This window comes from Demequina sp. (assembly GCF_047975725.1).
GTDB lineage: Bacteria > Actinomycetota > Actinomycetes > Actinomycetales > Demequinaceae > Demequina.
In genome coordinates this window covers 1-26,006 of the sequence record NZ_JBKEED010000023.1, presented here as the reverse complement: position 1 = coordinate 26,006, position 26,006 = coordinate 1, and the positions used below count along the sequence as shown (strand labels likewise).

At 67.5% G+C, this 26,006-nt stretch carries 26 protein-coding genes; 4 read left to right on the top strand and 22 right to left on the bottom strand.

Annotated elements, in window-relative coordinates; genetic code table 11:
• Positions 1-77: 77 nt before the first annotated feature.
• The gene (locus tag ACK5NO_RS08830; protein ID WP_416812300.1) at positions 78-1,031 is read left to right on the top strand and encodes an EamA family transporter; all 954 of its coding nucleotides are present in this window, start codon (positions 78-80) and stop codon (positions 1,029-1,031) included.
• A gap of 38 nt (positions 1,032-1,069) precedes the next feature.
• On the top strand, positions 1,070-1,927 hold the full coding sequence (locus ACK5NO_RS08825; protein ID WP_416812299.1) for an alpha/beta hydrolase family protein: 858 nt from the start codon (positions 1,070-1,072) through the stop codon (positions 1,925-1,927).
• A gap of 10 nt (positions 1,928-1,937) precedes the next feature.
• Here the strand turns inward: ACK5NO_RS08825 and ACK5NO_RS08820 are convergent, their stop codons facing one another.
• Positions 1,938-2,285 carry an ArsR/SmtB family transcription factor gene (locus tag ACK5NO_RS08820; RefSeq protein ID WP_416812298.1) on the bottom strand — a complete coding sequence of 116 codons (348 nt, stop codon included), beginning with the start codon at positions 2,283-2,285 and terminating at the stop codon, positions 1,938-1,940.
• A gap of 73 nt (positions 2,286-2,358) precedes the next feature.
• On the opposite strand from ACK5NO_RS08820, the gene ACK5NO_RS08815 reads away from it, so the two are divergent.
• Together ACK5NO_RS08815 and ACK5NO_RS08810 are read left to right on the top strand one after the other, a co-directional pair.
• On the top strand, positions 2,359-2,763 hold the full coding sequence (locus tag ACK5NO_RS08815; RefSeq protein ID WP_416812297.1) for an arsenate reductase ArsC: 405 nt from the start codon (positions 2,359-2,361) through the stop codon (positions 2,761-2,763).
• Between the two features lie 179 nt (positions 2,764-2,942).
• Positions 2,943-3,278 carry an RNA polymerase-binding protein RbpA gene (locus tag ACK5NO_RS08810; RefSeq protein ID WP_416812296.1) on the top strand — a complete coding sequence of 112 codons (336 nt, stop codon included), beginning with the start codon at positions 2,943-2,945 and terminating at the stop codon, positions 3,276-3,278.
• A gap of 3 nt (positions 3,279-3,281) precedes the next feature.
• Here the strand turns inward: ACK5NO_RS08810 and ACK5NO_RS08805 are convergent, their stop codons facing one another.
• The 21 genes from ACK5NO_RS08805 to ACK5NO_RS08705 form a co-directional block, all read right to left on the bottom strand.
• Positions 3,282-4,022: a polyprenol monophosphomannose synthase gene (locus ACK5NO_RS08805; RefSeq protein ID WP_416812340.1), complete on the bottom strand. Its 741-nt coding sequence runs from the start codon at positions 4,020-4,022 to the stop codon at positions 3,282-3,284.
• A complete protein-coding gene (lnt, locus tag ACK5NO_RS08800) occupies positions 4,016-5,551 on the bottom strand; it encodes an apolipoprotein N-acyltransferase (protein WP_416812295.1) in 1,536 nt (511 codons plus the stop codon). The genes ACK5NO_RS08805 and lnt overlap by 7 nt, the downstream gene beginning before the upstream one ends.
• An 87-nt stretch (positions 5,552-5,638) precedes the next feature.
• Positions 5,639-8,071, bottom strand: coding sequence for a glycoside hydrolase family 2 TIM barrel-domain containing protein (locus tag ACK5NO_RS08795; protein WP_416812294.1), 2,433 nt, complete (start codon positions 8,069-8,071; stop codon positions 5,639-5,641).
• A 37-nt stretch (positions 8,072-8,108) separates the two neighbouring features.
• The gene (locus tag ACK5NO_RS08790; protein ID WP_416812293.1) at positions 8,109-9,254 is read right to left on the bottom strand and encodes an MFS transporter; all 1,146 of its coding nucleotides are present in this window, start codon (positions 9,252-9,254) and stop codon (positions 8,109-8,111) included.
• A 164-nt stretch (positions 9,255-9,418) separates the two neighbouring features.
• Positions 9,419-10,114 (bottom strand): TetR/AcrR family transcriptional regulator, encoded by a 696-nt coding sequence (locus ACK5NO_RS08785; RefSeq protein WP_416812292.1) that lies wholly within the window; start codon positions 10,112-10,114, stop codon positions 9,419-9,421.
• Positions 10,115-10,332: 218 nt separating this feature from the next.
• Complete coding sequence (locus ACK5NO_RS08780) at positions 10,333-13,068, bottom strand: DEAD/DEAH box helicase (protein ID WP_416812291.1); 2,736 nt, start codon at positions 13,066-13,068, stop codon at positions 10,333-10,335.
• Positions 13,065-14,006, bottom strand: coding sequence for a diacylglycerol/lipid kinase family protein (locus ACK5NO_RS08775; protein WP_416812290.1), 942 nt, complete (start codon positions 14,004-14,006; stop codon positions 13,065-13,067). Before ACK5NO_RS08775 ends, ACK5NO_RS08780 begins: the two co-directional genes overlap by 4 nt.
• On the bottom strand, positions 14,003-14,779 hold the full coding sequence (gene tatC, locus ACK5NO_RS08770) for a twin-arginine translocase subunit TatC (protein WP_416812289.1): 777 nt from the start codon (positions 14,777-14,779) through the stop codon (positions 14,003-14,005). The genes ACK5NO_RS08775 and tatC overlap by 4 nt, the downstream gene beginning before the upstream one ends.
• Complete coding sequence (gene tatA / locus ACK5NO_RS08765; protein ID WP_416812288.1) at positions 14,769-15,011, bottom strand: Sec-independent protein translocase subunit TatA; 243 nt, start codon at positions 15,009-15,011, stop codon at positions 14,769-14,771. The genes tatC and tatA overlap by 11 nt, the downstream gene beginning before the upstream one ends.
• 33 nt (positions 15,012-15,044) lie before the next feature.
• On the bottom strand, positions 15,045-15,971 hold the full coding sequence (locus ACK5NO_RS08760) for a helix-turn-helix transcriptional regulator (protein ID WP_416812287.1): 927 nt from the start codon (positions 15,969-15,971) through the stop codon (positions 15,045-15,047).
• A complete protein-coding gene (locus tag ACK5NO_RS08755; protein WP_416812286.1) occupies positions 15,964-16,941 on the bottom strand; it encodes a helix-turn-helix transcriptional regulator in 978 nt (325 codons plus the stop codon). The genes ACK5NO_RS08760 and ACK5NO_RS08755 overlap by 8 nt, the downstream gene beginning before the upstream one ends.
• Positions 16,942-17,784, bottom strand: a complete 843-nt coding sequence (gene hisG / locus ACK5NO_RS08750; RefSeq protein WP_416812285.1) for an ATP phosphoribosyltransferase — start codon at positions 17,782-17,784, stop codon at positions 16,942-16,944.
• A 25-nt stretch (positions 17,785-17,809) separates the two neighbouring features.
• The gene (locus ACK5NO_RS08745) at positions 17,810-18,073 is read right to left on the bottom strand and encodes a phosphoribosyl-ATP diphosphatase (RefSeq protein ID WP_416812284.1); all 264 of its coding nucleotides are present in this window, start codon (positions 18,071-18,073) and stop codon (positions 17,810-17,812) included.
• A 10-nt stretch (positions 18,074-18,083) separates the two neighbouring features.
• A complete protein-coding gene (locus tag ACK5NO_RS08740; protein WP_416812283.1) occupies positions 18,084-20,264 on the bottom strand; it encodes an alpha-galactosidase in 2,181 nt (726 codons plus the stop codon).
• 18 nt (positions 20,265-20,282) lie between these two features.
• Complete coding sequence (gene ribH, locus ACK5NO_RS08735) at positions 20,283-20,750, bottom strand: 6,7-dimethyl-8-ribityllumazine synthase (RefSeq protein WP_416812282.1); 468 nt, start codon at positions 20,748-20,750, stop codon at positions 20,283-20,285.
• On the bottom strand, positions 20,747-21,988 hold the full coding sequence (gene ribA, locus ACK5NO_RS08730) for a GTP cyclohydrolase II (protein WP_416812281.1): 1,242 nt from the start codon (positions 21,986-21,988) through the stop codon (positions 20,747-20,749). Before ribA ends, ribH begins: the two co-directional genes overlap by 4 nt.
• Entirely contained in the window at positions 21,985-22,575 is a 591-nt protein-coding gene (locus ACK5NO_RS08725) for a riboflavin synthase (protein WP_416812280.1), read from the bottom strand. The genes ribA and ACK5NO_RS08725 overlap by 4 nt, the downstream gene beginning before the upstream one ends.
• Positions 22,575-23,585 carry a bifunctional diaminohydroxyphosphoribosylaminopyrimidine deaminase/5-amino-6-(5-phosphoribosylamino)uracil reductase RibD gene (gene ribD / locus ACK5NO_RS08720; protein ID WP_416812279.1) on the bottom strand — a complete coding sequence of 337 codons (1,011 nt, stop codon included), beginning with the start codon at positions 23,583-23,585 and terminating at the stop codon, positions 22,575-22,577. Before ribD ends, ACK5NO_RS08725 begins: the two co-directional genes overlap by 1 nt.
• Positions 23,578-24,243, bottom strand: a complete 666-nt coding sequence (rpe, locus tag ACK5NO_RS08715) for a ribulose-phosphate 3-epimerase (protein ID WP_416812278.1) — start codon at positions 24,241-24,243, stop codon at positions 23,578-23,580. The genes ribD and rpe overlap by 8 nt, the downstream gene beginning before the upstream one ends.
• A 59-nt stretch (positions 24,244-24,302) precedes the next feature.
• Positions 24,303-25,385 carry an NAD(P)-binding domain-containing protein gene (locus ACK5NO_RS08710; RefSeq protein ID WP_416812277.1) on the bottom strand — a complete coding sequence of 361 codons (1,083 nt, stop codon included), beginning with the start codon at positions 25,383-25,385 and terminating at the stop codon, positions 24,303-24,305.
• 103 nt (positions 25,386-25,488) lie between these two features.
• Positions 25,489-26,006: hypothetical protein (locus ACK5NO_RS08705; RefSeq protein WP_416812276.1), on the bottom strand; the 518-nt coding region annotated here is incomplete at its 5' end.

The following is a 26,006-nucleotide window of genomic DNA, read 5'->3' as shown; positions in this document are numbered from 1 at the left end:
TTGCCATCGGGAATATCTTGACGTCGAGAAGTGTCTGATATCTTGATATCAAGATTTCTCGACGAAGGCTCCCCGACATGAACACTGCCCGCACCCTCGCTGTGACGGCGATCGCCCCCATCGTGTGGGGAACGACGTACCTCGTCACCACCGAGTTCCTCCCCGACGACAGGCCGCTGCTCACCGCAACCCTGCGCGCACTCCCCGCCGGCCTCGCCATTCTCGCGTTCACGCGTGCCCTGCCCAAGGGCGATTGGTGGTGGAAGGCCACGGTACTGGGCACCCTGAACATCGGCGCCTTCTTCGCTCTCATGTTTGTCTCGGCCTACCGCTTGCCGGGCGGCATCGCCTCCACCCTGGCCGCCGTCCACCCGCTCGTCACTGCACTGCTCGCGGGAGTGGTGCTCAGCGAACGGGTCGCACCCGTCGCGAGGGTGGCAGCGGGCGCCGGCGTCGTGGGCGTGGGCATGCTGGTATTCACCCCTGGTGTCAGCCTTGACGCGTGGGGCGTGGTCGCTGGCCTCGGCGCCGCCGCCTGCACCTCAGCGGGAGTGATGCTCACCAAGAAGTGGGGCCGGCCGGTGCCGCTGCTGACCTTCACTGGTTGGCAGTTGGTCGCAGGCGGCGCCGTACTCCTGGTGCCGCTCTTGTTGACGGAGGGCCTGCCCGCCTCTTTGACGGCGGTCAATCTGCTCGGATACGCCTGGATCGCGATTCCCGGCACCGCGATCGCCTATCTGCTGTGGTTCTCGGGAATCCTGCGCCTGCCCGCGAGCCAGGTGAGTTTGCTCAGCTTCCTCACGCCGCTGACGGCGGGTGCGCTGGGCTGGATCGTGCTCGGCCAGGCCCTCGCGCCCATGCAGATGGTCGGCGCGGTCGTCATTCTTGGCGCGGTCGCGGTCGGTGCCTTGGCCGCTCGCCCGAGCAAGGCAGTCGATATCGCCCCAGGCGTGCCCAGCGACAGCGCCGATGCGGGAGAGCCCCGTGACCTCGCTCCCCTTTCGGTGGCGGCGGGGTCCCGTCGCGGCTGAGCCTCGCCATTGTCACCAGTGCTCGCTAGGCTCCGTTCATGGGCATCGAGACCCGCACTCTGACCGCTTCCGACGGGAGAACTCTGCGCCTGCACGACGCTGGCACGCGTGGGCAGGGCCCCTCGCTCCCGGTGTTCTGGCACCATGGCACGCCCGGCATCGGCGAGCCGCCTGCTCCCCTGCTGGCACTTGCCGACGAACTCGGCATGCGCCTGCTTGGCCTGGACCGTCCCGGCTATGGAGGCTCCGAGCGCCTGCCCGGCAGGCGCATCGGCGAGATCGCCGACGATGTGGCCGATGCGGCGGACGCCCTGGGATTCGACCGCTACGGTGTGCTGGGCTACTCGGGCGGAGGGCCGCATGCGCTCGCGTGTGCCGCGTCGGATCCGCGTGTCGTCGCGGTGGTGTCGGTGGCGGGCATGGCGCCGCGAGCCGCCGACGGCCTGGACTGGTACGACGGGATGATCGCCTCGGGCCGGCGGGTGCTGGGTGCTGCCGAGCAGGGCGAGCAACAACGCCGTGCCGCCGAAGACGAGGGTTACGACCCCGAGTTTCTCTTCCCGGATCTCGCCGCGCTCGACGGACCGTGGGAGTGGCTGGGCCGCATCGCAAGTGCCTGCGGGCCGGACGATCTCGACGGCGCCGTGGACGACGACCTGGCGTATGTCCACGAATGGGGCGTCGAACCCACCGCCATTGAGGCCCCGGTCCTGCTGATCCACGGCGAGGCAGATCGCATTGTGCCCGTAGGTCATGCGCACTGGCTTGACAGTGCGCTTCGCGAGGCAGAGGTGGACGTGGAGCTACGAGTGATCGACGGGGCTGGCCACATCTCGGTGCTAGGCCTCGCGGACGAGGGCTTGCGGTGGATCGCACGGGTTGCCGCGCGAGGCTAGCGGCCTGCCGTCAGGTCGCCGGCGCTGGCGTCAGCAGCGGCGCCACGGTGGCGAGTTGCGGTGCATTGACGCTGTAGAACGCCCAGGTGCCGCGCTTTTCACGCAGGACGAGGCCTGCCGAGACCAACTGCTTGAGGTGGTGCGACACCGTTGGCTGGCTGAGCCCCAACGGCGACTCGAGGTCGCACGCGCACACCCACCCGTTTGCACTCAGGATCTGGATGATAAGCACGCGAGTAGGGTCGCTCAACGCCTTGAACATCGCCACGGTCTGCGCGGTCACGGGAGCGGGAACCACGAGCGGCGTTCCGGGCGTGCACACGTTGCTGTCGGCCAGCAGGTTGTCGTCGTGTGCCATGGCCCGAGCCTAGGCCTAAGATCGCCACTCATCAATATTGACAGGCATCAATCTACTGCGCCAGGCTGAACCTATGGCTTCCCCCACCGCATCCGTGATCTTCGTCTGTGTTCACAACGCTGGACGTTCCCAAATGGCAGCGGGCTACATGCGCCACTTGTCCGCAGGGCGGGTCGAGGTGCGCTCCGCAGGATCGATGCCCGCGGATGAGATCAATCCGATCGCCGTCGCAGCCATGCTCGAAGAGGGCATCGACATCCGCGAGCAACAGCCCAAGGTTCTCACCCCCGACGCTGTCATGGCCTCTGACGCCGTGATCACCATGGGGTGCGGCGACGCTTGCCCCTACTACCCTGGCAAGAGGTATGAGGACTGGGTTCTGGAGGATCCGGCGGGTCAAGGAATTGAGGCAGTGCGGCCCATTCGCGATGAGATTCGGCGCAGGGTAGAGGGCCTCCTGGCGGATCTGCTCGCGTGACAGCGATCGGGGCGGCCACGCGGCGCTGTGGGCGCGGCCACGACTGTTTCCACCTGCGACGAGTTCCTGGGCCTCGCCCATTCCCGTGACTGAGAAAAGCGCACAGGGAACATAAGCGCCACCAGGGACGTTCCCCACACGCGGACACCACCCCGTCCGCACGGATGAGGGAGGCTGACATGGCTGATCGAGCATTGCGCGGAATGCGTCTAGGAACGCAGAGCATGGAGACACCGGGGAACGCCGAACTGGCCGAACGCCGCGACGTCCACTACGACTGCCCCAACGGGCACGTGCTGACTTTTCCGTTCTCAGTTGAGGCCGATGTGCCGCTGTCGTGGGAGTGCCACTGCGGCGCGCTCGCGCTGCTGCGCGACGGCGAACAGCCCGAGGTGAAAGACGAGAAGACGGCACGCACGCACTGGGACATGCTCCTGGAGCGCCGCACCATCGCCGAACTTGAGGACCTCCTCGACGAGCGGCTCGAGCTCCTCAGGGCCGGACGAATCGGCTGACGCTTAACTCTTGACGAACGCGCGACGCACCTGCGTCGCGCGTTCTTTCATGCCCCACACGGTGACCTTGATCAGCGCTTCGCGAATGATCGCGCCCGACATCTTGGACGCGCCCAGTTCCCGCTCCACAAACGTGATGGGCACCTCCACGACGGTGCCGCCAGCCTGCAGCACTCGCCACGCCATGTCGACTTGGAAGCAGTACCCCTGCGACTCGACCTGGTCGAAAGCCAAGGCCCGTAGCGCATCGGCCTTGTAGGCGCGAAAGCCAGCTGTCGCATCCTTGACGGGGATCCCCAGGGCTAGCCGGACGTAGGTGTTGGCTCCCGTCGAGAGCAAGCGCCGATGCGCGGGCCAGTTCTCGACCGCCCCACCACTGACCCATCGCGAACCAATGGCAAGGTCCCAGTCGCCGGGAGCGGCGAGCACGCGGGGCAGGTCCTGGGCCCGGTGCGATCCGTCAGCATCCATCTCGACCAGGACGTCGTAGCCGCGTTCGAGGCCCCAGGAAAAGCCAGCAAGGTAGGCCGCGCCTAGGCCTTGCTTTCCCGACCGGTGCAGCACATGCACCTGCGGGTCGGCCTCCGAGCGTTCTTGGGCCCATGCGCCGGTGCCGTCTGGAGACGCGTCATCAGCCACCAAAATGTCGGCGTCCGGACACACCGCGCGCACCGCGTCGACCTGGCGAGGCAGAGACTCTCGCTCGTTGTATGTGGGAATGATGACGAGAATGCGACTCACCAGTCGTACCTATCGGACAGGCGGCGGGACACCGCGGCGGTTACTAACAACACGGCGCCCGCGAGCGGAAGCCACTCCCAGAACCACCGCAGGCGCACCGCCGGAGTGAGGGTGTCACGCAGCGGGACCGAGGCGTACATCTGGTCCGCAGTGAACAGCTCGGTGGAGTCCAAGACCCGGCCGGTCGCGTCAATGATGCCGCTCACCCCCACTGTGGACACGTGGACCACAGAACGGCCCGTCTCGATGGCCCGCAGGCGACTCATCTCCAACTGCTGAGTGGACTCGGCGGTCTCACCAAAAGAGGCGTTGTTGGTTTGCACGACCAGGAGCTCCGCGCCCGCCGCAGCCGAGGCGGTGACAATCGGGTCATACGCGACCTCGAAGCAGATCACTGTGCCAATGGTGACGGCGCGCGAGAGAGCCGCGATGGGAACAGTCACGGTGGCGGGGCCGTCACCCGGTAGCACCTCCGTCGTGACCCGGTCCACCTCCGCGGAGAACTTCCGGGCAATCTCGCGCATCGGAATGTACTCCGCGAACGGGGCGGGACGCTGCTTGTTGTAGGTGTCGAGCACCGTGCCCTCTGGCGTCCACACCAGCGAGGTGTTGTAGCGGCCGTCCTCTGGCGTGTAGTCGTTCGTGCCCAGCAGTACGGGAGCCTTCGCGGCTTGGGCCGCCTCGGTCACCATCGCCGCCGACTCGGAGTCTGTCCGCGGGTCGTAGTCCGCGGCGTTCTCCGGCCATGCCACCAGGTCGATGGGCCCAGGGTCGGATTCGACGAGTGCGAGGGTGCCATCCCGGTGATTCTTGGTGACCTGGCGGGCCTGAGAGAAGGCGTCCAGTCCCTCGTTGGGGACGTTGCCTTGGACCACGCCCACGCGCAGCCTCTCGCCGTCGGTGGGCTGGGTGTCCAGCGGAACAAGCATGCCGCTACAGATCACGGCGATGCCGACCAGCGGCGCCGCAAATCCCGTGACGAACTTGCGCCGCATCAGCGACTCTGCACCCGCACCGATCAGCGCACCCATGAGCGCCGCGGCAAACGACACGAGCGCCGCGCCGCCCACCCAGGCCAGCGGCGCGGCCGCGGAGTCCATCTGCGAAAACGCCAGCCGGCCCCACGGGAAGCCGCCGAAGGGAACGATCGAGCGCAGCTGCTCCATCGCAACCCACAGGAGTGCGAACGCGGGCGCGCCCAGCCACGCACTGCCGCGCAGCACGCCCGAGCGACGCACGTGCACCCACGCGGCGCCGAAAAGGCCATAGAACAGCCCCGACGCGATACTCAGCGCCACCCAGGGAACTGCTCCCACCGAGGTGTACGCCCACCATACGTGCGGGAGCATAAAGACGGTGCCAAAGACCCAGCAGTAGAAGAACCCACCCCACGCCTTAGCACTGACCAGTGCGAGCCACAGGAGCGCCAGCGCCACGTAGGCCATGGGCCACCAGCCCAGATCAGGGAACGACGAAGCGAGGGCCACGCCGCCGACGATGGCGATCGCGAGGTTCCTCAGCACGGAGATCACCCCGCCACTGTATTCGAGTCCCGCGGGCCAACTTGCCAGGCACCCCGTGAATGATCCGTGGGGCGCCTGGCAAGCGATGACTGAACGCTACGGACGCGCTACTACGTCCAGCGAAATGGTCACGGGCTCGAGCCCTTCAGCGGTCACAGTGACCTCTGCGACTCCCGCCCCCGCCGGACGCACCACGGCGAGCGCGCGGCCGTCGAAGGTACTCCACGTGGATGCATCGAAGCGCTCCTCGGTGCGAGGGTTTGCGCTACACATGCCCGCGAGAACCGCCGCACCGCTCACCGTCACGGTGACCTCTCGGTCTTGATCGGTCACCAAGACGCCTGTGGTGTCGCGCAGCTCCACCGCGACGTACGCGAGGTCGTCATCGGAGTCCACCAGCGCGGTCCGGTCTGCGGCCGCGGTGAGTGTTGCGTCGCTCGCCGTCGTGAGGGCAGTGCGACCGGTCTCGATACCGTTTCGATAGGCCATCGCGACGAGCGTGCCGGGTCGGTACGCGGTCTCGAGGACCGCCAGCATCGGTCGCTCCTCCCCTACTGTCGCGCGGGCAACTTCCTCGCCGTCAAGTTGCAGCACGACCTCGTCGGCGTCGGCATAGACCTCGACGGTCACGCGCCTGTCCTCGTAGCCGTGCCATGTCCACGAGGACACCGAGTCGCTCCACGCCCACGAGGACGGGTTGACGATCGCGACGCCGTGGTGGGCTGGGCGGCGCACCGCGATGAACGGCTCGGTACGCAACCCGAACACAGTCTCGCGGTAATAGGAAAGGGGCAGACGCGCACCCGTGATGTCCAGGTCCGCACACCGGGCGGTGAGGTAGGGGAACTCGCGCTCAAGCTGGCCCGAAGCGGCACTATCGTCCGCGTACATGGTGGAGCCGATGCCTACCTCTCCGAGGTAGTCCCAGCCGGTCCAGGTGAAGTCGCCGATGACGTTGGGGCTTTCGAGCACGAGCGGCCATAGGCGCCCAATCTCCGGCCCAAAGGTCTCCGATCCCACGATCACGCGGTGCGGATACTCATCGCAGTCTGCGGCATAGCGCGACTCCGCATAGTTGAGTCCCAGTACGTCCAACACGGACGAAGACTCTTCGATGCGCGCGCCAGCGGCATCGGTAGAGCCCACCGTGTTCATCGCGTTCTTGTCGGCCATAAGCGCGTTGAGGCCACCCAGTTCCTCGACGAATCGGGGCATCTCGTCGAGTACCGCGAGGAGCGCGTTGACGCCGTTCGTGACTGGCCTGGTCGGATCGAGCGCGCGAACCTTGTTGGCGAGGCGACGTGCCCTCCTTGCACCGTGGGGGGTGCCAACCTCGACGATCTCGTTGCCGATCGAGTACATGATGACGCTCGGGTGGTTGCGGTCCTTCGCGACGAGCGCCTCGATATCCGCCTCCCACCACACCGGGAAATCGGCCGCATAGTCGTACGGAGTCTTGTACCGGGTCCACATGTCGAATGCCTCGTCCATGACGAGCACGCCGAGTCGGTCACACGCCTCGAGCATTGCCGGCGACATGGGGTTGTGAGCGGAGCGGATCGCGTTGAAGCCAGCCTCCTTCAGCAGTTCGATGCGGCGCTCCTCAGCGCGACCGATCGCAGCGGCTCCGAGTGGTCCGTTGTCGTGATGGATGCACGCTCCGCGGAGTTTGATCGGCACGCCGTTGATGCGCAAGCCCTTGCGCGGGTGCACTGTGACGGTCCGGATTCCGAACGTCGTGACCACGGGCTCGCCCTCATCGAGCGCGACCGATGCATAGTGGAGGCGAGGGCTGTCCGGTCCCCACAACGCGGGGTTGTCGACATAGAAGAGTTGGCGAGCGTCGGCTTGTTCCCCCGGGGCGAGGGTCAACGGGGTGTCGTCAGACTCCACCATGACCCCCGCATCGTCCCGAATCACTGTCCGCACTCGGACAGTCTTGGAGACGCGTTCGTCGTTGCGCACCGTCGTGGACACCGCGATCACTGCCTGATCCTCTTCGAGGCGCTCGGTGCGTACGCAGATGCCGTCCTCGACGATGTGGACGGGCTCGTGCACGTGGAGCAGCACCGGACGGTGGAGACCTGCGCCGGAGTACCAGCGCGAGTCCTCCCCAGAGCGCACCTCAATGCGGAGCACGTTCTGCTCGCCGTGGCGCAGGTACGGCGTGAGGTCCACGAAGAACCGGCTGTAGCCATCAGCGCGCACGCCCGCGAACTCGTCGTTGAGGAAAATCTGCGCGCGCCTGAACGCACCCTGCAGTTCGAGCCGCACGGACTTGCCGCACCACTCCTGGGGCACATCGAGCGTTCGCTCGTAGGTGTAAGCGCCGTTGGGGTAGTAAGCTCCGGCGCCTTTGGCAGGGACATCGGGATGGCGCACTTCGTCGCGCATAGCGTCGTGTGGCAAGCGCACGACGCCGAGAACCTCAGGCCCGCCCGTGACCGAGGCGAACGGGCCTGCAGGTCGGCGGACGGTCCACGCGTCATTGAGAGGAATAGGTGTCATCTTGAGGCGAAGGGGTGTCATGAGAAGTCCTTTCTGGCCGATTGGTGGGCGATGCGTGTCAGCGCACGCTGCGGATAGCACCGAGGGTGACGGCGGAGGCGATGAGCAGCAGGATCGCGGCGACGAAGCCCATGACGTAACCACCGGTCACGGTGACGACGATCGACATGATCACTGGGCCCAGAATCTGGCCGCCGGAGTTCGCGACGTTGAGGATGCCCAAGTCCTTGGCAGCCGACTCCTTGTCCGGAAGGACATCGATGTTAAGTGCCTGATCAACGGCGTTGAACGTGCCTTGACCGATGCCGACGAACATGCAGAGGGCGACCATCGCCCACGCGGTCGGCATGAGCAGGGGGAACAGCATGCCGATCGCGATCACGATTGCGGAGGCGATCACGAAGGGCTTGCGACGGCCAAACCTGTCGGACAAAGGACCGGACGTGAAGCCGAATAGCAGGGCGGTGATGAGGGTGATGATGCCGTTCAGGGCGATGATCTTGGCCGCACCGTCTTCCTCGAGCTTGATGTAGTCCGTCAAGATGTACAACTGGTAGTTCGAGACGGCGTAGGTGCCCGCCACGAGGAAGAACTTACCGAACAGCGCTAGGTAGAAGTCCCGCGCGCCCTTGGTTGGCAGACGGAACGAACGCAGGAACTGCTGTCTGGAGAGCTTTTCGCGGACTTCGTCCTTGTTGTTGGTGCGCGGTGCCACAGCGATAAAGACCAGCGCAGACATCAACGTCATGACGGCGAAAAGAGTCAGCCCAGCACCGGGGTTCGGCACAAACATGGACGCCATCGTCAGCGAGATGGCCGAACCAATCACGATGCCGACGCCGTAGAGGGCCGAAACCGTACCGCGACGCTCGACCGGTACACGATCAGAGATCTCGGCCACCATGGGCGCGATGATCGCGTTGAGGGCGACCATGTAGATGCACCACCAGACCGTGAGCTCGGTAACAGAATCCGCTGTTCCGAACACGTACATCGCTAGGGCACCGACGATGGAACCACCGAGCATCCAAGGAGCACGCGCGCCCCAGCGTGTGCGCGTCATGTCGGACAGGGCACCAAAGACGATGTTGGTGAACAACGAGAGCGCGGCGCCAGCGATGCCCAGCACGCCCACGAGTGCGACCTTCTGATCCGGAGCGATGTCCTCAACAAGCGCCGGCATCAGCACACTGATGGCACCCATATAGGGGGCGATCCAAAGTATGGCGCCTAGGAAGAGGGCAATGGCGAGGCGCCACTTGAATGTGGGGGCAGTGGAAGTGGCGTCGGGCCCTGAGGGCTCGGCGGCGGTGTCGAGCGAGGTCATGCGTGTCCTGCCTTCTCTTTGGGGGAGGGTTGTAGCGGGGACTACGTCTGTGGGGAGCGCAGAATCAGGTGCAAGAAGTCTTCGAGGAGAGCGACCACATCGACTCCATCGCGGTCAATCAGCCAGTGGAGTTGGGCACCCTCCCACAGTGCGAGCAGAGCGCTGGACGCGAACTCGGGCGTCACGCCGTCGCGGAGCATGCCCGCGTCGGAAAGCGCGGTGAGCCCTTCGAGGAAGCCTGCGCGCACACGCGCCAGCCGCTCGTGGAAGAACTCCTCGAGGGCGTGGTCGGCCGTGACTGACTCTGCGGCGAGGAGTGTGTACAAGGCGATGATGTCGGCCTGCCCCGCATTGCTTCGGGCCAGCGCGAGGAGCGCTTCGGGAACGTCGGCGATAGTAGCGGGGCGTGCAGCGGCAAAGATCTCGTCTGAGCGGGCGTCACGCTCCCGCATGAGCGCGATCAGCAACGTCGCCTTCTGCGGGAAGTGATGGAGCACGGTTGACTGGTCCACGCCCGCGCGCCTTGCGATCTCACGCATGGAAGCGGAGCGGGAACCCTGCTCGATGATCACGGCCATGGCGGCGTCCAGGATCGCCGCACGAGTCACTGCAGACCGCTTGTAGGGGCCGCGTGCGCCTCGACGCTCGGCAGGAGCTCCCTTGGCTCCGGCAGCGATGGGGAAGCTCGGCAACTTTGACGGCTCAGGAGTCGTGTGCCTTGAGCCGTGCTCGGTCATCGCCGGTACCTTCTCTCCATTGAATTTCCATCACGCGATGGAGATTCCATTGTGAACGTTCACCAATGCCGTGTCAAGTGGACACGAGGCCGCGCCGGACTGCGGGTGCACGCAGCCGACTCGCGGGCCTGAGTGAAGGAAGTCTCAGTGGGTGGAGGGGGCACCAGCCACACGACCCTCGGCCTCCATCGCCATTCGACAGGCCGCCGCCCAGCGCGTCAGTACGCGACCACTCCCCTGCGCATGGCGTCGATCGCGGTGTGTGCGCGGGCCCGCAACTGAGGCTGCGGGGCCGACTGCGCGATCTGGTCGAGCACGTCGATGACCTGCTTGCACCACCGCACCATGTCGCCCGGCGCGATCTCCGTGTCGCGCAGCACCTGGTCCAGGCCCTTGCCCTGAGCCCACCCGTGGATGGGACCCACGATGCCCCAGTGCGGGGCCGGCAGTTCTGGAAGCCCCTTGGCGCGCTGCAGGTCGTCAATGTCCGACCAGATGCGCTGCGTCTGGGTGAGCGCCTGCCCCAGCACACCGTGCGGGCCGCCTGCGATCTTGGGGGTGCGAACCTCGTCCTCTCGCCTGCCGCGATACAGCAGCGAGGACACCGTCGCGGCAAGCGCGGGCGGGTGCAGTTCGCTCCAGATCCCGGTGCGCAGGCACTCGGCCATGACTAGGTCGTTCTCGGAGTACAGGGTGCGAAGGCTCACTCCCGCGTCGGTGATGGTGGTCGACTCACCGTCGCCCGCGAGGTAGCCCAGTTCGCGGAGCACGTCGCAGCGCTTGTCGAACACGCGGGCGATCGAGCCAGTAGCACGCGAGATCTCACCCATCACCCTGTCCCGGTCGCGCTGCGCTCGGAAGTAGCGCTCTGCCCAGCGCGCGTGCTGTTCGCGCTCGGGGCACCGATGGCACGGGTGGTGCTGCAGTGCCTGGCGCAACTGCTCGACCTCGCGCTCCGGGCCCACTTTGGCCCGCTTGGCGCGATTCTCCGCGAGTTCGAACGTCGCTCGTGCCGCGTGGACCACCTGGCCCAACTCCTTGCGGGACCGCGCGTCGCGCGGCTCGAAACGACGCGGCACCTTCACGTGCCCCACGGAGTCGATGCCGTGGTGCAGTTCCGACACGGCCAACCGAAAGGAGCGGCCATCCACCGTCACCGCGGTGGGCCGGGGCTGGACGGGATCGCGGTCCGGTGCCACCACGACGGCCAGGCCCGCACGCTTACCGCCGCCGATGCGCACGACCTCGCCTCGCTCGAGACCTGCGAGCACGGCCGAGGTGGCCTGGCGGCGTTCGCGCGACGCGGCCTTGGCCGCGTTCTTCTGCAACCGGCCCAGCTTTTCGCGCATGGCGGCGTACTCCATGAAGTCGCCCTGATCGCACGAGGCCGCCTCACGAAATCCGTTGAGCGTGGCGTCGAGTTCCTTCGCCTTGCGGGCCTTGCCCACGACCGACTGATCCGCCTGGTATTGCGCGAACGACAGTTCGAGCAACTCGCGCGCCTTCGACACGCCCGAGCGGCCCACCAGGTTGATGGTCATGTTGTACGACGGCTGGAAGGAACTGATAAGCGGGTAGGTGCGGCGCGAGGCCAAGCGGCCCAGCTGTGCGGCGTCAAAGCCAGGGTGCTCGACGACCACCGCGTGGCCCTCGATGTCAATGCCGCGCCGTCCGGCACGCCCCGTGAGTTGGGTGTACTCCCCCGCCGTCAGGTCCTGGTGGGCCTGCCCATCCCACTTCACGAGCTTTTCGAGCACCACGGAACGGGCGGGCATATTGACACCGAGCGCGAGGGTCTCAGTTGCGTACACGACCTTGATCAGCCCCGCAGCAAACAGCTCCTCGACCACCTCCTTGAACAGGGGGATCATGCCAGCGTGGTGCGCTGCGATGCCGGCTTCGAGGTGGTCACGCCAGTGCAGGTAGCCCAGCGCGCCAAGGTCCTCGGCGGGCAGACCGGCGCATCGCTCCTCGATAATGCGTGCAATGCGTGCGCGTTCGTCGTCGGTGGTGAGGCGCATCCCTGCCGAGCGCACTTGATCGACGGCGTCCTCACAACCGGCTCGGGAGAACACGAACACGATCGCGGGCAGCAGGGCCTGGCGGTCGAGCACGTCGACGACGGCGAAACGGGGTGGGCTACGGCGGCCCTGCGGCCGACGGCCTCCCCGGGCCGGGCGTCCACTGAAACGGCGCTCTGTCTCCTGGCGCTGACGCTTGGTGATGGCCTCGAGCTCCGGGTTGAGCCGTGGTGTGGGACCGGGGTCAAGCGGGTCGACCCCAGGCGCGTACAGGTCGAAGATGCCCTCACGTACGAGCACATGGGGCCACAGCGGCACTGGCCGACGCTCGGAGACGATCACCTTGGTGTCACCGCGGACCTCGGTGAGCCACGCGCCGAACTCCTCGGCGTTAGACACGGTCGCGGACAGCGAGATGACCGCGGTCTTGGCGTCGAGGTGGACGATCACCTCTTCCCAGACTGAGCCGCGGTAGCGGTCAGCGAGATAGTGCACCTCATCGAGGACCACGGCACCCAGCCGATCCAGCGTGGGTGAGGCCGCGTAGATCATGTTGCGCAGCACCTCGGTGGTCATCACCACGATCTGCGCCTCGGAGTTGATGGACGTGTCGCCCGTCAGTAGCCCCACGCGATCCTCGCCGTAGACCCGGCGCAGCTCGTTGAACTTCTGGTTCGATAGCGCCTTGATGGGCGTCGTGTAGAACGCCTTCTCACCGCGGTCGACGCAGTGACGCACGGCAAACTCGCCCACGATCGTCTTGCCCGCGCCAGTGGGTGCGGCGACCAACACCGAGTGGCCATCTGCCACGGCGGCGCACGCTTCACGCTGGAAGTCGTCGAGAGGGAAAGGAAGGTCGGCTTCGAAGTCCGCGAGCCCTCGGCGTCGTGCCTGGGCCTTCGCGGCGGCGAAGCGCTCTGCTGGAGAGCTCATGCCCTCAGGCTATCGGGCCTGCCTCCGAGGACCTGCAAGGCTCCGGGCTGCACGCGGATGTCCAACGGCGCAGGACCCACCAGTTCTCCGTCAGCAAACGCTGCGGGCAACGGCGCGCCCAGCTCGGCAGGGCCGATGCGGATACGCCGCGCACGGACGATCCTCACCTCGGGCGCGTCGATGACAGAGCCGTCATACAGCTGTGGGAACAGTTGCAGGATGCGCCGCTTGCTCATCGCGTTGGCGACGACCACCTCGAGCATGCCGTCAGTGACGGAAGACTCGCGCGACACCTTCAGGCCGCCACCAAAGACAGGTCCGTTGGCGACGGCAACCAGGGTGCACGTCTGCTCCCACGACTCACCATCAGCCTCAATACGCACCCCGTAGGGCTTGAACTGCGGAAGCACACGAAAGGTCGCGACCTTGTACTTGAGCGGGCCGCGGGGATAGCGCAACCGGGAACCGTATTCGGCCACGGCCGCATCGATCCCCATCGACAGCACCGCGGCGAACCAGCGCCGCCCCTTGCGGTCGGCGACCCCAGGGCCGTCCATCCGGCCAAGGTCCATGTGCGCGACGTCGCCCTCCAGGCCGCGCTCGATCACATCAATCGCGGCCGGGATGTCGTACTGCGGCAGCCCCAACGAGGCCGCCACGTCGTTGCCCGAACCTGCCGCGACGATACCCAACGGCATCTTGGTGCCCGCACACGCCTGGACACCCAAGTGGGCCATCCCGTCGCCGCCCACGACGACCAGCGCGTCGAGGTCGCGATGGCGTCGCCTGGCCTCTTCGAGAGACGCTGCCCATGAGCCACGCGAGAGGTCCTGAACGCGGTGTCCGCGTGCGGCGAGCAGCGCGAGCGCCTGCGCTCCCCACGCCTCGCCCCGCCCTGACCCGGAGGTGGGGTTCGTGATCACCCCGAGCGTGCTCATGCGGCACGCCTCCGGGCACGAATCCCCTTGAGCGAGGCGACGCCCACAGCTGCGAAGTACAACCCGGCCATCGGCAGCGCCATCGCAAGCATCGTGAACACGTCCGGAGTGGGCGTGAGGATGGCCGCCGCGACAAAGATGATCAGGACGGCCCAGCGCCAGCCGCGCAGCCACGTACGGGCTTTGACAATGCCTGTCCAGGACAGGAACACCATGAACACGGGGAACACGAAGGCGATGCCAAAGGCGAGGAACAGTCGCAAGGTGAACGTCATGAACATCTGCGCATCGAGGAAGTTCGAGCCGCCCTCGGGCGTAAAGCCCGTCAGGATCGCGATGGCGCGAGGGTAGACCCACCAGGCCAGCGCAATCCCGCCGGCAAACAACGGCACTGCCGTTCCGAGGAACGCGACGGTGTAGAACTTCTCCCTGCGTTCGAGACCAGGCGCGATGAACGCCCACAACTGGTAGAGCCACCACGGTGCGGACAGCACCACTCCGATGAACAGCGCAACCTTGATCTGCATGTCAAGCGCAGTGACAACGCCCGCGAAATTGATCGACACCATCGCGTCGGCGCCGGCCTCCTTGGCGGCGTCGAGCACGGGTTGCTGGAGAGCATCAAAGACCGGCTTGTACAGAAGCCAGCCGACCACCGAGGCTACGGCGATGCCCAACGCGGCCAAGATCAGCCTGTTGCGGAACTCCCGCAGGTGCGCAGACAGGGGCATCCGCGCGTCGCGGCCCGCGCCGCGCGCGCGTTTACTTGCCACGTGCCTCGTCGTCGGGAAGATCGATGGTGGAGTCCGGCACCTGCGTACCGCGCGACGTGGGAGCCGCAGGCGGCTGCTTGTCCTCCGCCTTGTCGTCGTCGGCGAGCGCCTTCGTCTCGTCCTTCAAAATGCGCATGGACTTGCCGATGCTCCGAGCCAACTCGGGCAGCTTGGGTGCACCAAAGAGCAGCACCACGATGATGGCGATGATGATGATCTCGCGGGGACCCATGGTTCCTCCAGATAGAGCGGCGAACGCCTCAGTCTATGCGCCTTGGGCCTGTGCGACGGCATTCGCCTGGCGCGCCAACGCTTCCTTGAGCACAGCGGGCTCTACGGAGCGCAACGAGGGTGCGATGGCGAGCAACCGCGCGGCCGTCCAGTCGGGGTCGGTGACACGGAGCGTCACGACCGCCGTGTCACCGTCGTCCTCGACGTGCGCGCCCGCGATGTCCTCGAGCGCCCACCGGGCGCTCCTGTCGAGCCTCACCACCGCGTCGAAGCGGGACTCGAGCGAGAAGCCGTGCTCCGCGGAGGGGCCGTGCGTGTGGGGCTCTGCCAGTGCATCGGCCGCCTGGATGCGGCCAAGCCGAAGCGTGCGGTAGCCCTGGGCGCGGCGGCACCAGCATTCGATGTAGCCGATGCCGTCGATGGTGACGAGCTGGTGCGGCTCGATGACGCGCTCCGTGCGACGGTCCTGCGCGTCGACATAATCCAGGCGCACCGCGACCTGGTCCGCGATGGCAGACTCGAGGACGCTGCGCACCTGGGGTGCGACGGCATCGGCGCCGTCCAAGACCGTGACAGGGGCGACGCCTCCAAAGGCCTCGCTGATCCGGGTCAGCAGCTCTTGCGCCCCTTCGGGAGCGGTGCCAGCGGCGATCAGGGTCGCCAGGGCGCCGGTGAGCGCGACGGCTTCCTGACCGCTGAGCCTCACCTGAGTGAGCCCCTGCGCGTCCACCAGCACGACCAGACCTTCGTCATCGAGCGCACCGAAGTCGAAGTCGAGCATCTCGTCCGGCAGGTACGGTGGTACGCCGCTCGTGCCTAGCATCCACACGTCGGCCGTGATCCGGTCCGGCCGCACGCCAAAGTGCTCGGCGAGCACGGTCACCGGCGTGGCGCCGTGCGCCTCCAGGTACGCCACCATGCCCAGCAGGCGCACCATGCGGGCGCGAGAGTTCTCAGCCACGGGCCACCTCCAGAGCGGCGGCGGCGTACTCGACGATGCTGTCCGCGAGAGCCACAGGAGCGATGACGCGCGCGGCGCCCGCGGTGGCGAGCACCTCCGCACGCAGCACGTCCTCATGCCGGTAGGTCACCTCAAACACATCCCAACCGTGGTCGGTTCCCGCAGGGGTACCGCGGTGGCGGAAGGCGTGCCCGGCCTCGGGGCGTACCGCAATGGTCGCCGTCAACTCGGCAGCATCGTCGCCGAGCGAGCCCAGCGGCAAGGTGTCAGGCCGATCGAAGGCCTCGGGCTCCCCCACCGCCTTGACCGCACCGAGCACGCGCGCGAGCCGGAAGGTGCGCGAGTCCTCAGCGTCCTCGTCGTAGGCCACCAGATACTCGATGCCAGCGCGCAGCACGATGCCCCACGGCTGCACGCGACGCTCACGTGTCGGCGAACTGGCGGAGGCGTACTCGAAGCGCACCCGCTGGCGCAGGCTGATCGCCTCCGACAGCGCCGCCGTCACCTCCGCCGCAGCGGAGGTCGACATTCCACCGAAGGGCAAGTGCGGCACATCCTCGTGAGCGATGCCGGACACGAGCTTCGCGTAGCCGTGACGCGCATCGGCCGCGAGGCTCTTTCCGCTCCAGTACTCGGCGGCGATCGCGAGCACGGCGGCGTCGTGGACCGTGAGATCCAGCGCCGGCATGGAGATGTCGCCGTCGATCCGGTAGCCCAGGTCATCCTGGTGGACCGGGTCGACGATGGTGCGCAGCGGCAGGCCCATGCGCCGCAGTTCGTCCTTGTCGCGTTCGAACATGCGCTGGAAGGCGATGTCGGCGCGCTCGCGCTCCGCGTCGCTGACTCCGCGAGGGGCAGGGTCGTAGCCCTCGACCTGGGCGCGAATCTGCTCGCGTGTGAGGCGGTGCCGGGTACGGCTGAGCGCCATCATCAGATTCAAGCGGCGCTGCTCGGCGGAAAGCTCGGACATCTAGAGCCTGACCGCCAGCAGCTCGGTGGTGAGGATGCCGCGGGCGCCTGCAGCGTGCAGGCTGTCCATGATGTTGTTGGCCTCGACCCTGGGGATCATCACGCGCACCGCGTGCCAGTCCTTGCCGTGCAGCGGCGTCACGGTCGGGGCCTCAAAGCCGGGCGAGACGGCGATCGCAGCGCTGAGGTGTTCGTTGGGTACGTCGTAGTCAACCAGCACAAACTGCCGGGCCATCAGCACGCCACGCAGGCGACCGGTGAGCACGGCGAGTTCGTCGTCCTTGACCTCGGGGCCCTTGATGAGGATGGCCTCTGACTTCAGGATCGGCTCGCCAAAGATCTCGAGACCTGCGGCACGCAGCGTGGTGCCGGTCGAGACTACGTCGGCCACCACATCGGCCACGCCTAGGCGCACCGACGATTCCACGGCGCCGTCGAGACGCACCACGGTCGCGTCGACGCCAAAGGACTTGAGGTGGTGCTTGACCAGGCGGGGGTAGCTCGTGGCCACCCGCTTGCCCTGGATGCCCTCGATGGTCGTGATCTCGCCTGCGGTCGCGGCGTAACGGAAGGTCGAGCCGCCAAAGCCCAGTTCGAGGTGCTCGGTGGCCGGCGCGCCCGAGTCGAGCAGCAGGTCGCGGCCGGTGATGCCCGCGTGGACGGTGCCGGAGCCCACGTACACGGCGACGTCACGGGGGCGGAGGAAGAAGAACTCGACCTCGTTGCGAGCGTCCACGAGCACGAGCTCGCGGGGGTCGCGGCGTTGCTTGTAGCCGGCCTCACGCAGCAGTAGGTCGGCGGGCTCGGACAGCGAGCCCTTGTTGGGAACGGCAATGCGGAGCACTGATTTGCCTCGTCTCAGTCGCGGGTCACAGGTAGCGGTAGATGTCGGCGGGGGTCAGGCCCTTCGCAACCATCATCACCTGCACGTGATAGATCAGCTGCGAGAGCTCCTCGGCCGTCTCCTCGTCACTTTGGAACTCGGCGGCCATCCACGACTCCGCCGCCTCTTCGACGAGCTTCTTGCCGATCGCATGGACACCCTTGTCTAGCAGGGCGACCGTGCCAGATCCCTCGGGGCGCTCGGCGGCGCGGGCGGACAGCTCCTCGTACAGTGCGTCGAAGGTTTTCACGCCTGTCAGCCTAGGGCAGGTCGGGCCCTGCGGCTGCAGTGACATGGAGCAACACCGCATCCTGTGGCGACAGGGCCGGTGATTGGACACCCACGGAAGCCAACGCCCGGCCGGTGAGGGTCACCCCGGTCGCCCACCAATGCGGCAATGCCCGCCCCGGCGCGTCACCGCCCAGCGCGGGTACCAGGGGCTTGACGTCGTAGAGCGTGTCAGGATCAAGCCAGCCGATGCGCACGCGCCCCGGGTGCGCGACCTCGGGCAGAGCGACACAAGAGATCGAGATGACCGCCTCACGGCGGTCCCGTGCCACCGCTGCCCCGATCACGTAGCCGTGCTCGGGCAGGTCCGAGCGGACCGTGATGGCGTCGTGCAGCATGGGGCGCAGTCGCTTGTGCAGGGCGATCCACGCGCGGATCTCGTCGTGGGCCTCACGCGCCTCGCTCGACGACACGTCCCATTCCAGGCCAAAGTGATACGGAAGCGCCGTGGCGGCGCGGAACGTCAACCGCGCGCTGCGGTGAGTGGTGTGAGCGGTGCCGGGCCCCACGTGGGACCCGATCATCTCTGGTGGAACGATCAGCGACGTCCAGCGCTGGATGTGTTGGCGCTCGACGGGGTCGTTGCAGTCAGAGGCCCATACACGGTCCATGCGGGACAGCGCCTCGAGGTCGATGCGCGCTCCGCCGCCCGAGCACGACTCAATTTCGAGCTCTGGGAAGGCGCCCTTGAGGCCGTCGACCAGCCGGTAGAAGGCCAACGTCTGCTCGTGCACGATGGGGCGGCCGGTCGCGCTCGACCCGGCCTCGAGCAGATCGCGGTTGTGATCCCACTTGATGTAGGCGATGCCCAGATCGCCGACGAGCGTGTGGAGGCGTTCCTCGATGTAGGCGTACGCCTCCGGGTGAGTGAGGTCGAGCACCTGCTGGCGGCGTGCCTCGATGGGCAGACGCTGAGCAGTGCCGGGCCGCGCGATCCACTCGGGGTGCGCACGCGCCACATCCGAGTCGGGGTTGATCATCTCGGGCTCGAACCACAGGCCAAACTCGAGGCCAAGCGAACGCACGTGGTCGGCGAGGAAGCCGAGCCCGTGCGGGTACATCTCCTCATCGACATACCAGTCGCCGAGCCCCGCGTTGTCGGCGCGGCGGTGGCGGAACCAGCCATCGTCGAGCACGAACCGCTCGGCGCCCACCGCCGCAGCGTCGTCGGCGAGCGCCATCAGACGGGGGACGTCGTGGTCAAAGTAGACCGCTTCCCAGGTGTTGGCCGTGACCGGCCGTGGGCGACGCGGATGGGCATTCAGCGAGCGCAGGTGTTGATGGAAGCGGTCGGACGCGGCATTGAGGCCGGTCTGCGAGTACGACCCATAGAGCCAGGGGGTGACGTAACTGTCACCCGAGTCGAGCCTGACTTCCCCGGGCATGAGCAGTTCGCCACCTCCCACCACGATGGTGCCGTCTGGCCGTCGGTCGGTGAGGTAGCGGGCGTTACCGGACCAGGCCACGTGGGTGGCCCACACCTCTCCGCGGTCGAAGCCGAAGGCGGGGGTGCCCACCACGGACAGAAACGTGGCGTCGTGGCCGGGCTTGCCGCCGCGGGACTCGCGCAGGCGGGTGCCCACGGTCACCGGCGTGCGCTGTGGGGTGCGTTCGCGGATCCAGCGACCGGTGAAGTCCAAGATTTCTTGGGCCTCGTGTGGCACGGGAAGCGCTGGAGTGATCGCGCCGACCTCGAAGGGGGCCTCACCGCCGGTGCTCGTGAGTGTCACCCTGGTGCGGACGAGCCCCGTCGCAAGGAGCTCGATCTCCACAGTGCAGGCCATCTGAGCGTCGTGGTCCTGCCCGGTCACCACCACCCGGGCGTGTCCGGCCTCGCCGCGCTCCTGTGCGATCCCGGTGGGTACAAGCCTCAGCGAGTGGTGCGCTCCCCCGCGCGAGCCGCTGATGCCGGGTTGACCCAGCCAGCCGTCCGCTTGCGCGGGCAGCACGGCGACGTCATAGGTGTCGTCGGTACCCCCGAAGGCAAACCCCGCACGTGCACTACGAGCGAGGTCTGCCAGCTGGCGCGCACTCAACTCACCAAGATCGCCACCCCAGTGAACGATGCGCGGCATACGGTCGCCGTCAACGGTGACCACGAGTGACACGTCACTCGCGCGCAGGTGGATGAGGGTGGTGTCGGCGTTGCTCACCGAGCCACCTTAACCGATTCAGGCCAAGGACTTGAGCGCCACCGCGGTCGACAGTGCGGCCTCCACGGCCTCCGCTCCCTTGTCTTCCTTCGAGCCCTCAAGGCCCGCGCGGTCGAGCGCCTGCTGAACGTCGTCCACCGTCAGCACCCCAAAGCCCACCGGGACGGCGTTGGCGCGTGCGACCTCGGTAAGGCCGAGCGTCACCGACTGGCAGACGTACTCAAAGTGAGGCGTCTCCCCCTGGACGACCACGCCCAAGGCGACCACCGCATCGGCCCCTTGTCGCGCGAGGTGCTCGGCGACGACAGTGAGCTCGAACGCCCCGGCGACGCGAGTGACGCGGTACTGGGCCCCGGCGGACTCGGCGGCGCGCACCGCGCCGGCCACCAGGCCATCCATGATCTCCGTGTGCCACAGGCTCGCGATGATCTCGACGGTCAGGCCCTGACCGTCGACTGCAATCTGGGGTGCTCCTGCGCCGCTCATTCGTTGTCCTCCAACAGGTGGCCCATGCGCTCGATCTTGGTGCGCAGGTACTGCTCGTTTTCTGGGTGGGAGCCATAGTGGTGAGGGATGCGCTCGGTCACGCTGACCCCCGATGCGCGCAGCGCCTCCACCTTGGCAGGGTTGTTGGTCATCAGGCGCACGTCGTTCATCCCCAGGGCGTGCAGGATGGCCGCTGCGGCGCCGTACTCACGGCGGTCAATCGGAAAGCCCAGATCCGTGTTGGCGTCGACGGTGTCCCGGCCCGCGTCTTGCAGCGCGTACGCCTGCACCTTGCCGAGGATGCCGATCCCGCGCCCTTCATGTCCGCGCAGGTACACCACGGCACCACCTTCGGCCGCGACCCGTGCGATCGCTGCATCGAGTTGCGGACCGCAGTCGCAACGCAGCGAACCGAACGCGTCTCCGGTGAGGCACTCCGAGTGCACTCGGACCACCGGAACGACGCCCGGCGCCGTGGGTGCGGTAAGGGCGACGTGCTCGTCCCCGGTGCGCGCGTCGCGGTAGGCACGAATAGTGACGTCGCCATGACGGGTGGGCAGGCGGGCCTCACCAGAGGCCTCCACCCGATGGGGCGCAGGCTCGGCCGGCTCGGGTAGGTCGCCAACCTCGCGACGGTAGGCAATGAGGTCAGCGATGGTGAGGAAGAGCACATCGTCGCGCTCGGCCAGCGCCTTCGCGTCACCGGTGCGCATCATGGTGCCGTCGTCGTTCACGAGTTCCGCGATGACGGCGACGGGCTCGAGCCCAGCGAGGCGGCACAGATCCACTGCGGCCTCAGTGTGGCCGGGCCGATGCAGCACTCCCCCGGCGACGGCACGCAGCGGCAGCACGTGGCCGGGTCGGATCACGTCGTTGGCGGTGGCCTGCGGGTTGGCGAGCACCTGCAACGTGCGGTGACGATCGGCGGCCGAGATCCCCGTGGTGACTCCTTCAGCGGCGTCCACCGACACGGTGTAGGCGGTGCGGCGCGGGTCCTGGCTGTTGGGGACCATGAGCGGGAGGTTCAGCTCGTCGGCGCGGCTGCCCGTCATGGGAGCGCACAGGTAGCCGCTCGAGTGGCGGATGCCCCACGCGATCCAGTCCACGGTCGTGGTTTGGGCAGAGATGATGAAATCCGCCTCGTTCTCACGGTGGTGCGAGTCGGCCACGAGCACGGGCTTACCAGCGCGCAGCTCCACGAGGGCCCGCTCCACCAGCGCGATCAGTTCCGCGGTCATGCGCGCTCTCCCAGCATCTTCTCGACGTACTTGCCGATCACATCGACCTCCACATTGACGAGGTCCCCTGGTGCCAAGTCACCGAACGTCGTCTCGGTGAGGGTGGTCGGGATGAGGGAGACGGTCGCGAGGGTGCCCTCCAAGGCCGCCACCGTGAGCGACGTGCCGTTGAGGGCGATCGAGCCCTTGCGCACCACGTAGCGCTCGAGTTCCTGGGGAATCTCGAAGGTCAGGTCAGTCCATTCGGGCTGGACGTCCGCCGACACGAGCCGCGCCGTGCCGTCGACGTGGCCGAGCATCATGTGCCCACCCAAGCGCGCATCGGCCCTGAGCGCCCGCTCGAGGTTGACGCGCGAGCCCACCGCCAGACCAGCGAGAGCGGTGGTCTCGAGGGTGACGCGCATGACGTCTGCGGTCCACTCATCGGCCTCGGAGGAGGCGACGGTCAAACACACGCCATTGACGGCGATCGACTCGCCGTGGACGTAGTCGCCTTCCAGGTCGGCACGAATAGTGAGCTGTGCCGTCGAGCCGGACTCGGTCACTCGCGTGACCGTCCCCACGGACTCGACAATGCCGGTGAACATCAGATTCCTCCAGTGAAATGTGCCGTCACCAAGGTGTCGGCGCCCAGGCGCTCAGAGGTGACGGCGCCACCCCTCAACGCGTCGGCCATGGTGCTAATTCCCAGGTCGGAGACGACCGAGGGGCCAGAGCCCAGCAGAGCCGGGGCAATGTAGGCGTTGACTTCATCAACGAGCCCTGCGCGAAGGAAGGCGCTCAGGAGTCTAGGCCCTCCCTCCACGATGAGCGTACGTACCTCGCGCTGCCACAGCGCGCCGAGCACGTCGCGCGGCTCATCCGTCGAGATCGCGACCGCATTCCCGTCGCGCCAGACCTTCGCGCCGTCGGTCGCGCGGTGACCCACCACCACCCGCAGAGGTTGATGCCCGGCTTCCTCGCCGTGCGGGCGGGCCGACAGTGAAGGGTTGTCCGTCAGGATGGTCCCGGTACCCACGGCGATGGCATCGACACTCGCGCGCACCCCGTGCGCGTGTGCGCGGGCCTGTTCGCCCGTGATCCAGAAACTGGTGCCATCTGCGGCCGCCATGCGCCCGTCGAGCGTCGCGGCCCACTTGGCGATCACGTAAGGCGCACCCTTGGTCATCGCCGCCAGCCACCGGCGAGTCAACGCGGTGGCGTGGGCGTGCGGCGTGAGCAGCGCAGGGATGCCACGCGCACGCAGCACGGCGGCACCTCCCGCGGAGGCCTCGCCCGGGTCGGCAACGGCGTAGTGCACGGCGCCGATGCCCGCGTCCGTGAGCGCGTCCACGCACGGGCCGGTGCGGCCGGTGTGGGCGCAAGGCTCAAGGGTCACCACGGCGGTCGCACCGGTGAGGTCGGCGCCGCGCGAGCGAGCATCGGCAATGGCAGCGACCTCGGCGTGGGCCGTCCCGGCGCCCCGGTGCCAGCCCTCGCCGAGCACGGAACCGTCCGCTGCGAGTAGCACGCAGCCCACGCGGGGGTTGGGCCCGTAACCGGGTCCGTTCAGGGCGAGCGTCGACGCACGCTCGAGCGCCTGGTCGATGTCAGCCATGGCACGCGGCGCGCGCGAGATCGCGCAACGCCGTCACCTCCGCCGCCGGGTCGGGCGCGCCGTACACCGCGGAGCCCGCCACAAAGACGTCGCCACCGGAGCGCGCGACGGTCTCGATCGTGTCGCGCGAAATGCCGCCGTCGGTCTGGATCCACAGGTCGTGCTGCTCGGCGTGGGCGTGGTCACGCAGCGTCCGGACCTTGCTCATCATGTCGGGCATAAACGACTGCCCACCAAAACCGGGTTCGACGGTCATGACGAGGACCATGTCGAACTCCCGCAGGTCGTCGAGCACCGCCTCAACCGGGGTGCCGGGCTTGAGGGCGACCGATGCGCGCGCCCCGAGCCGCTTAATGTCCCGAGCGATGGCCTTGGCGTCGCGAGCGGCCTCGAAGTGGAAAGTGACGGATGCTGCTCCGGCCTCCGCGTACCGAGGGGCCCAGTGGTCGGGGTCCTCGATCATCAGGTGGGCATCGATCGGCACGGGAGAGACCTGCGCGAGGCGTTCAAGAACAGGCAGGCCAAGCGTGAGATTGGGCACAAAGTGACCGTCCATGACATCTACGTGCAGCCAGTCGGCATTCGCGACCGCCGCGATGTCCCGTTCGAGGTTGGCGAAGTCCGCAGACAGGATGCTTGGAGCGATCTGGATACCCATGCGGGAAAGCCTAGCCGGGCCTGCCTCGTCACCAGGGGCCTGCCAATCAGCGCCGTGCGTCATGACACGAACCTGCGTGCCAGTGCGGCCGCTGCCGCGCGCCCGGCGCGGTTGGCGCCAATGGTCGACTGGGACGGGCCGTAGCCGATCAGGTGGACTCGTGAGTCAGCGAGGGCGCGCGTGCCGTCGACCGGGACTCCTCCGAGGGGGCCCTCGAGACCCAAAGCGCGGAGGTGCTGCAGGGCAGGCCGGAATCCCGTAGCCCAGATGATGGTGTCCACGTGGCGCTCGCGTCCGTCCGCCTCCTTCACGTGGTCGACGCCCACGCCGCGAAACATCTCCTTGCGGTGGAGAACTCCGCGCCGCTCGGCCTCACGCGCGTACGCCGTCCTGGCCAGGCCCGTGTACGACACGATGCTCTTGGGGGCGAGGCCCTGCGCCGTATCGGCGGCTACTCGTCGCTCCACGTCGACACCGTCGATCTCGTGGACAAAGTCCCCGTCCCTCCACTGCGGCTCGCGGCGCGTGTACCAATGGGTGGTGGCGTACCTGCTGACCTCCTCGAGCAGCTGCACCGCGGAAATGCCACCGCCGACGATGGCCACGTGCTGCCCCGCGAAGTCAGATCCCTGCGTGAACTCGGAGGCGTGAAGCTGACGCCCCGCGAACACCTCCTGGCCCGCAACGGTGGGGAGCACGGGGTTGTCCCAGGTGCCGGTCGCGTTGATGATCGCGTCCACGGACCACTGGTCGTGGTCGGTATCGATCTCCAAAGGGCCACCGGGCCGGTTTGTGGCTGCGCGCACCCCGGTCACGCGCACGGGGCGCAGGATCGGCAGGTTCTGGTCGGCCTCGTAGTCAGCAAAGTAGTCAGGCACCGCCTCACGGGAGGGCGCATGGGGGTGAGCGGTGGGCACGTCCATGCCCGGCAGCCCGAAGATGCCGTTGACCGTGGACATGGTGAGCGACGGCCAGCGGTGCTGCCATGCGCCGCCGGGGCGCGCGTTCGCGTCGAAGACCACAAAGCTCGCGCCCTGCTCCGCGTGTTCCAAGGCCGAGCCGAAGCCGCGCCTGCGCAGGTGGTGTGCCGCCGACAGGCCCGCCTGGCCCGCCCCGATCACGGCGACGGTGGCAGAGCGCATGGCAGGTACCTTTCGTCGGGGCGGCGCGCCCTGGGGCGCGTGGGCAGGCCACCACGATAGAAAGATTTAGTTGACGCGTCAACTTAGTGTGCGGTGGGAGGCACTACTCCCCCGCGATTCGCACCTCCAAGGCAGTGCCCGCAGCAAGCAGCGCCGCCCATGCCGCACCATCGAGAGCCGGCACGGCAGGGTCCGTGACGGTCATATTGACACCTTCGCCAGGCAGCAGGGTGAGCAACTGGTGGTCGACGATGGCGTCGGGCAGGTTGGGGTGGGTCTCTGCCAGCAGTGCCAGGTCTCGCACCAGTGTGTGGGCCGTGATGGCTACCGTCGCCGTCGCACCGTCACCACTCACGCTGTCGACACTCAAGATCGCGGTGGGATGGGCCAGTTCGAGGTCGGGCAGCACCCACCGCACGCCGCGCAGACCGTCAGCATCGACCACGACGGCCGCCGCGCCAGCGGGCACCGACTCGGGCTCGATGACCAGGTGGCCGTCGGCGGCGACCGTGACGTGCTGGTGCTGCTCGTGGAACACCTGGCCGGCCTCGTCGACCACCCGCGTGCGCACCTGGACCTGCCATGGCTGCGGCAGGTCGTTGACCAGGGTCAGCCCAGTCG

Bases quoted from the DNA above. Each gene is read 5' to 3' on its own strand.
- ACK5NO_RS08830 (WP_416812300.1), top strand. From the start codon at position 78: ATGAACACTGCCCGCACCCTCGCTGTGACGGCGATCGCCCCCATCGTG.
- ACK5NO_RS08825 (WP_416812299.1), top strand. From the start codon at position 1,070: ATGGGCATCGAGACCCGCACTCTGACCGCTTCCGACGGGAGAACTCTG.
- ACK5NO_RS08820 (WP_416812298.1), bottom strand. From the start codon at position 2,285: ATGGCACACGACGACAACCTGCTGGCCGACAGCAACGTGTGCACGCCC.
- ACK5NO_RS08815 (WP_416812297.1), top strand. From the start codon at position 2,359: ATGGCTTCCCCCACCGCATCCGTGATCTTCGTCTGTGTTCACAACGCT.
- ACK5NO_RS08810 (WP_416812296.1), top strand. From the start codon at position 2,943: ATGGCTGATCGAGCATTGCGCGGAATGCGTCTAGGAACGCAGAGCATG.
- ACK5NO_RS08795 (WP_416812294.1), bottom strand. From the start codon at position 8,071: ATGACACCCCTTCGCCTCAAGATGACACCTATTCCTCTCAATGACGCG.
- ACK5NO_RS08790 (WP_416812293.1), bottom strand. From the start codon at position 9,254: ATGGGTGCCATCAGTGTGCTGATGCCGGCGCTTGTTGAGGACATCGCT.
- ACK5NO_RS08785 (WP_416812292.1), bottom strand. From the start codon at position 10,114: ATGACCGAGCACGGCTCAAGGCACACGACTCCTGAGCCGTCAAAGTTG.
- ACK5NO_RS08780 (WP_416812291.1), bottom strand. From the start codon at position 13,068: ATGAGCTCTCCAGCAGAGCGCTTCGCCGCCGCGAAGGCCCAGGCACGA.
- ACK5NO_RS08775 (WP_416812290.1), bottom strand. From the start codon at position 14,006: ATGAGCACGCTCGGGGTGATCACGAACCCCACCTCCGGGTCAGGGCGG.
- tatA (WP_416812288.1), bottom strand. From the start codon at position 15,011: ATGGGTCCCCGCGAGATCATCATCATCGCCATCATCGTGGTGCTGCTC.
- ACK5NO_RS08755 (WP_416812286.1), bottom strand. From the start codon at position 16,941: ATGTCCGAGCTTTCCGCCGAGCAGCGCCGCTTGAATCTGATGATGGCG.
- ribH (WP_416812282.1), bottom strand. From the start codon at position 20,750: ATGAGCGGCGCAGGAGCACCCCAGATTGCAGTCGACGGTCAGGGCCTG.
- ribA (WP_416812281.1), bottom strand. From the start codon at position 21,988: ATGACCGCGGAACTGATCGCGCTGGTGGAGCGGGCCCTCGTGGAGCTG.
- ACK5NO_RS08725 (WP_416812280.1), bottom strand. From the start codon at position 22,575: ATGTTCACCGGCATTGTCGAGTCCGTGGGGACGGTCACGCGAGTGACC.
- ribD (WP_416812279.1), bottom strand. From the start codon at position 23,585: ATGGCTGACATCGACCAGGCGCTCGAGCGTGCGTCGACGCTCGCCCTG.
- rpe (WP_416812278.1), bottom strand. From the start codon at position 24,243: ATGGGTATCCAGATCGCTCCAAGCATCCTGTCTGCGGACTTCGCCAAC.
- ACK5NO_RS08710 (WP_416812277.1), bottom strand. From the start codon at position 25,385: ATGCGCTCTGCCACCGTCGCCGTGATCGGGGCGGGCCAGGCGGGCCTG.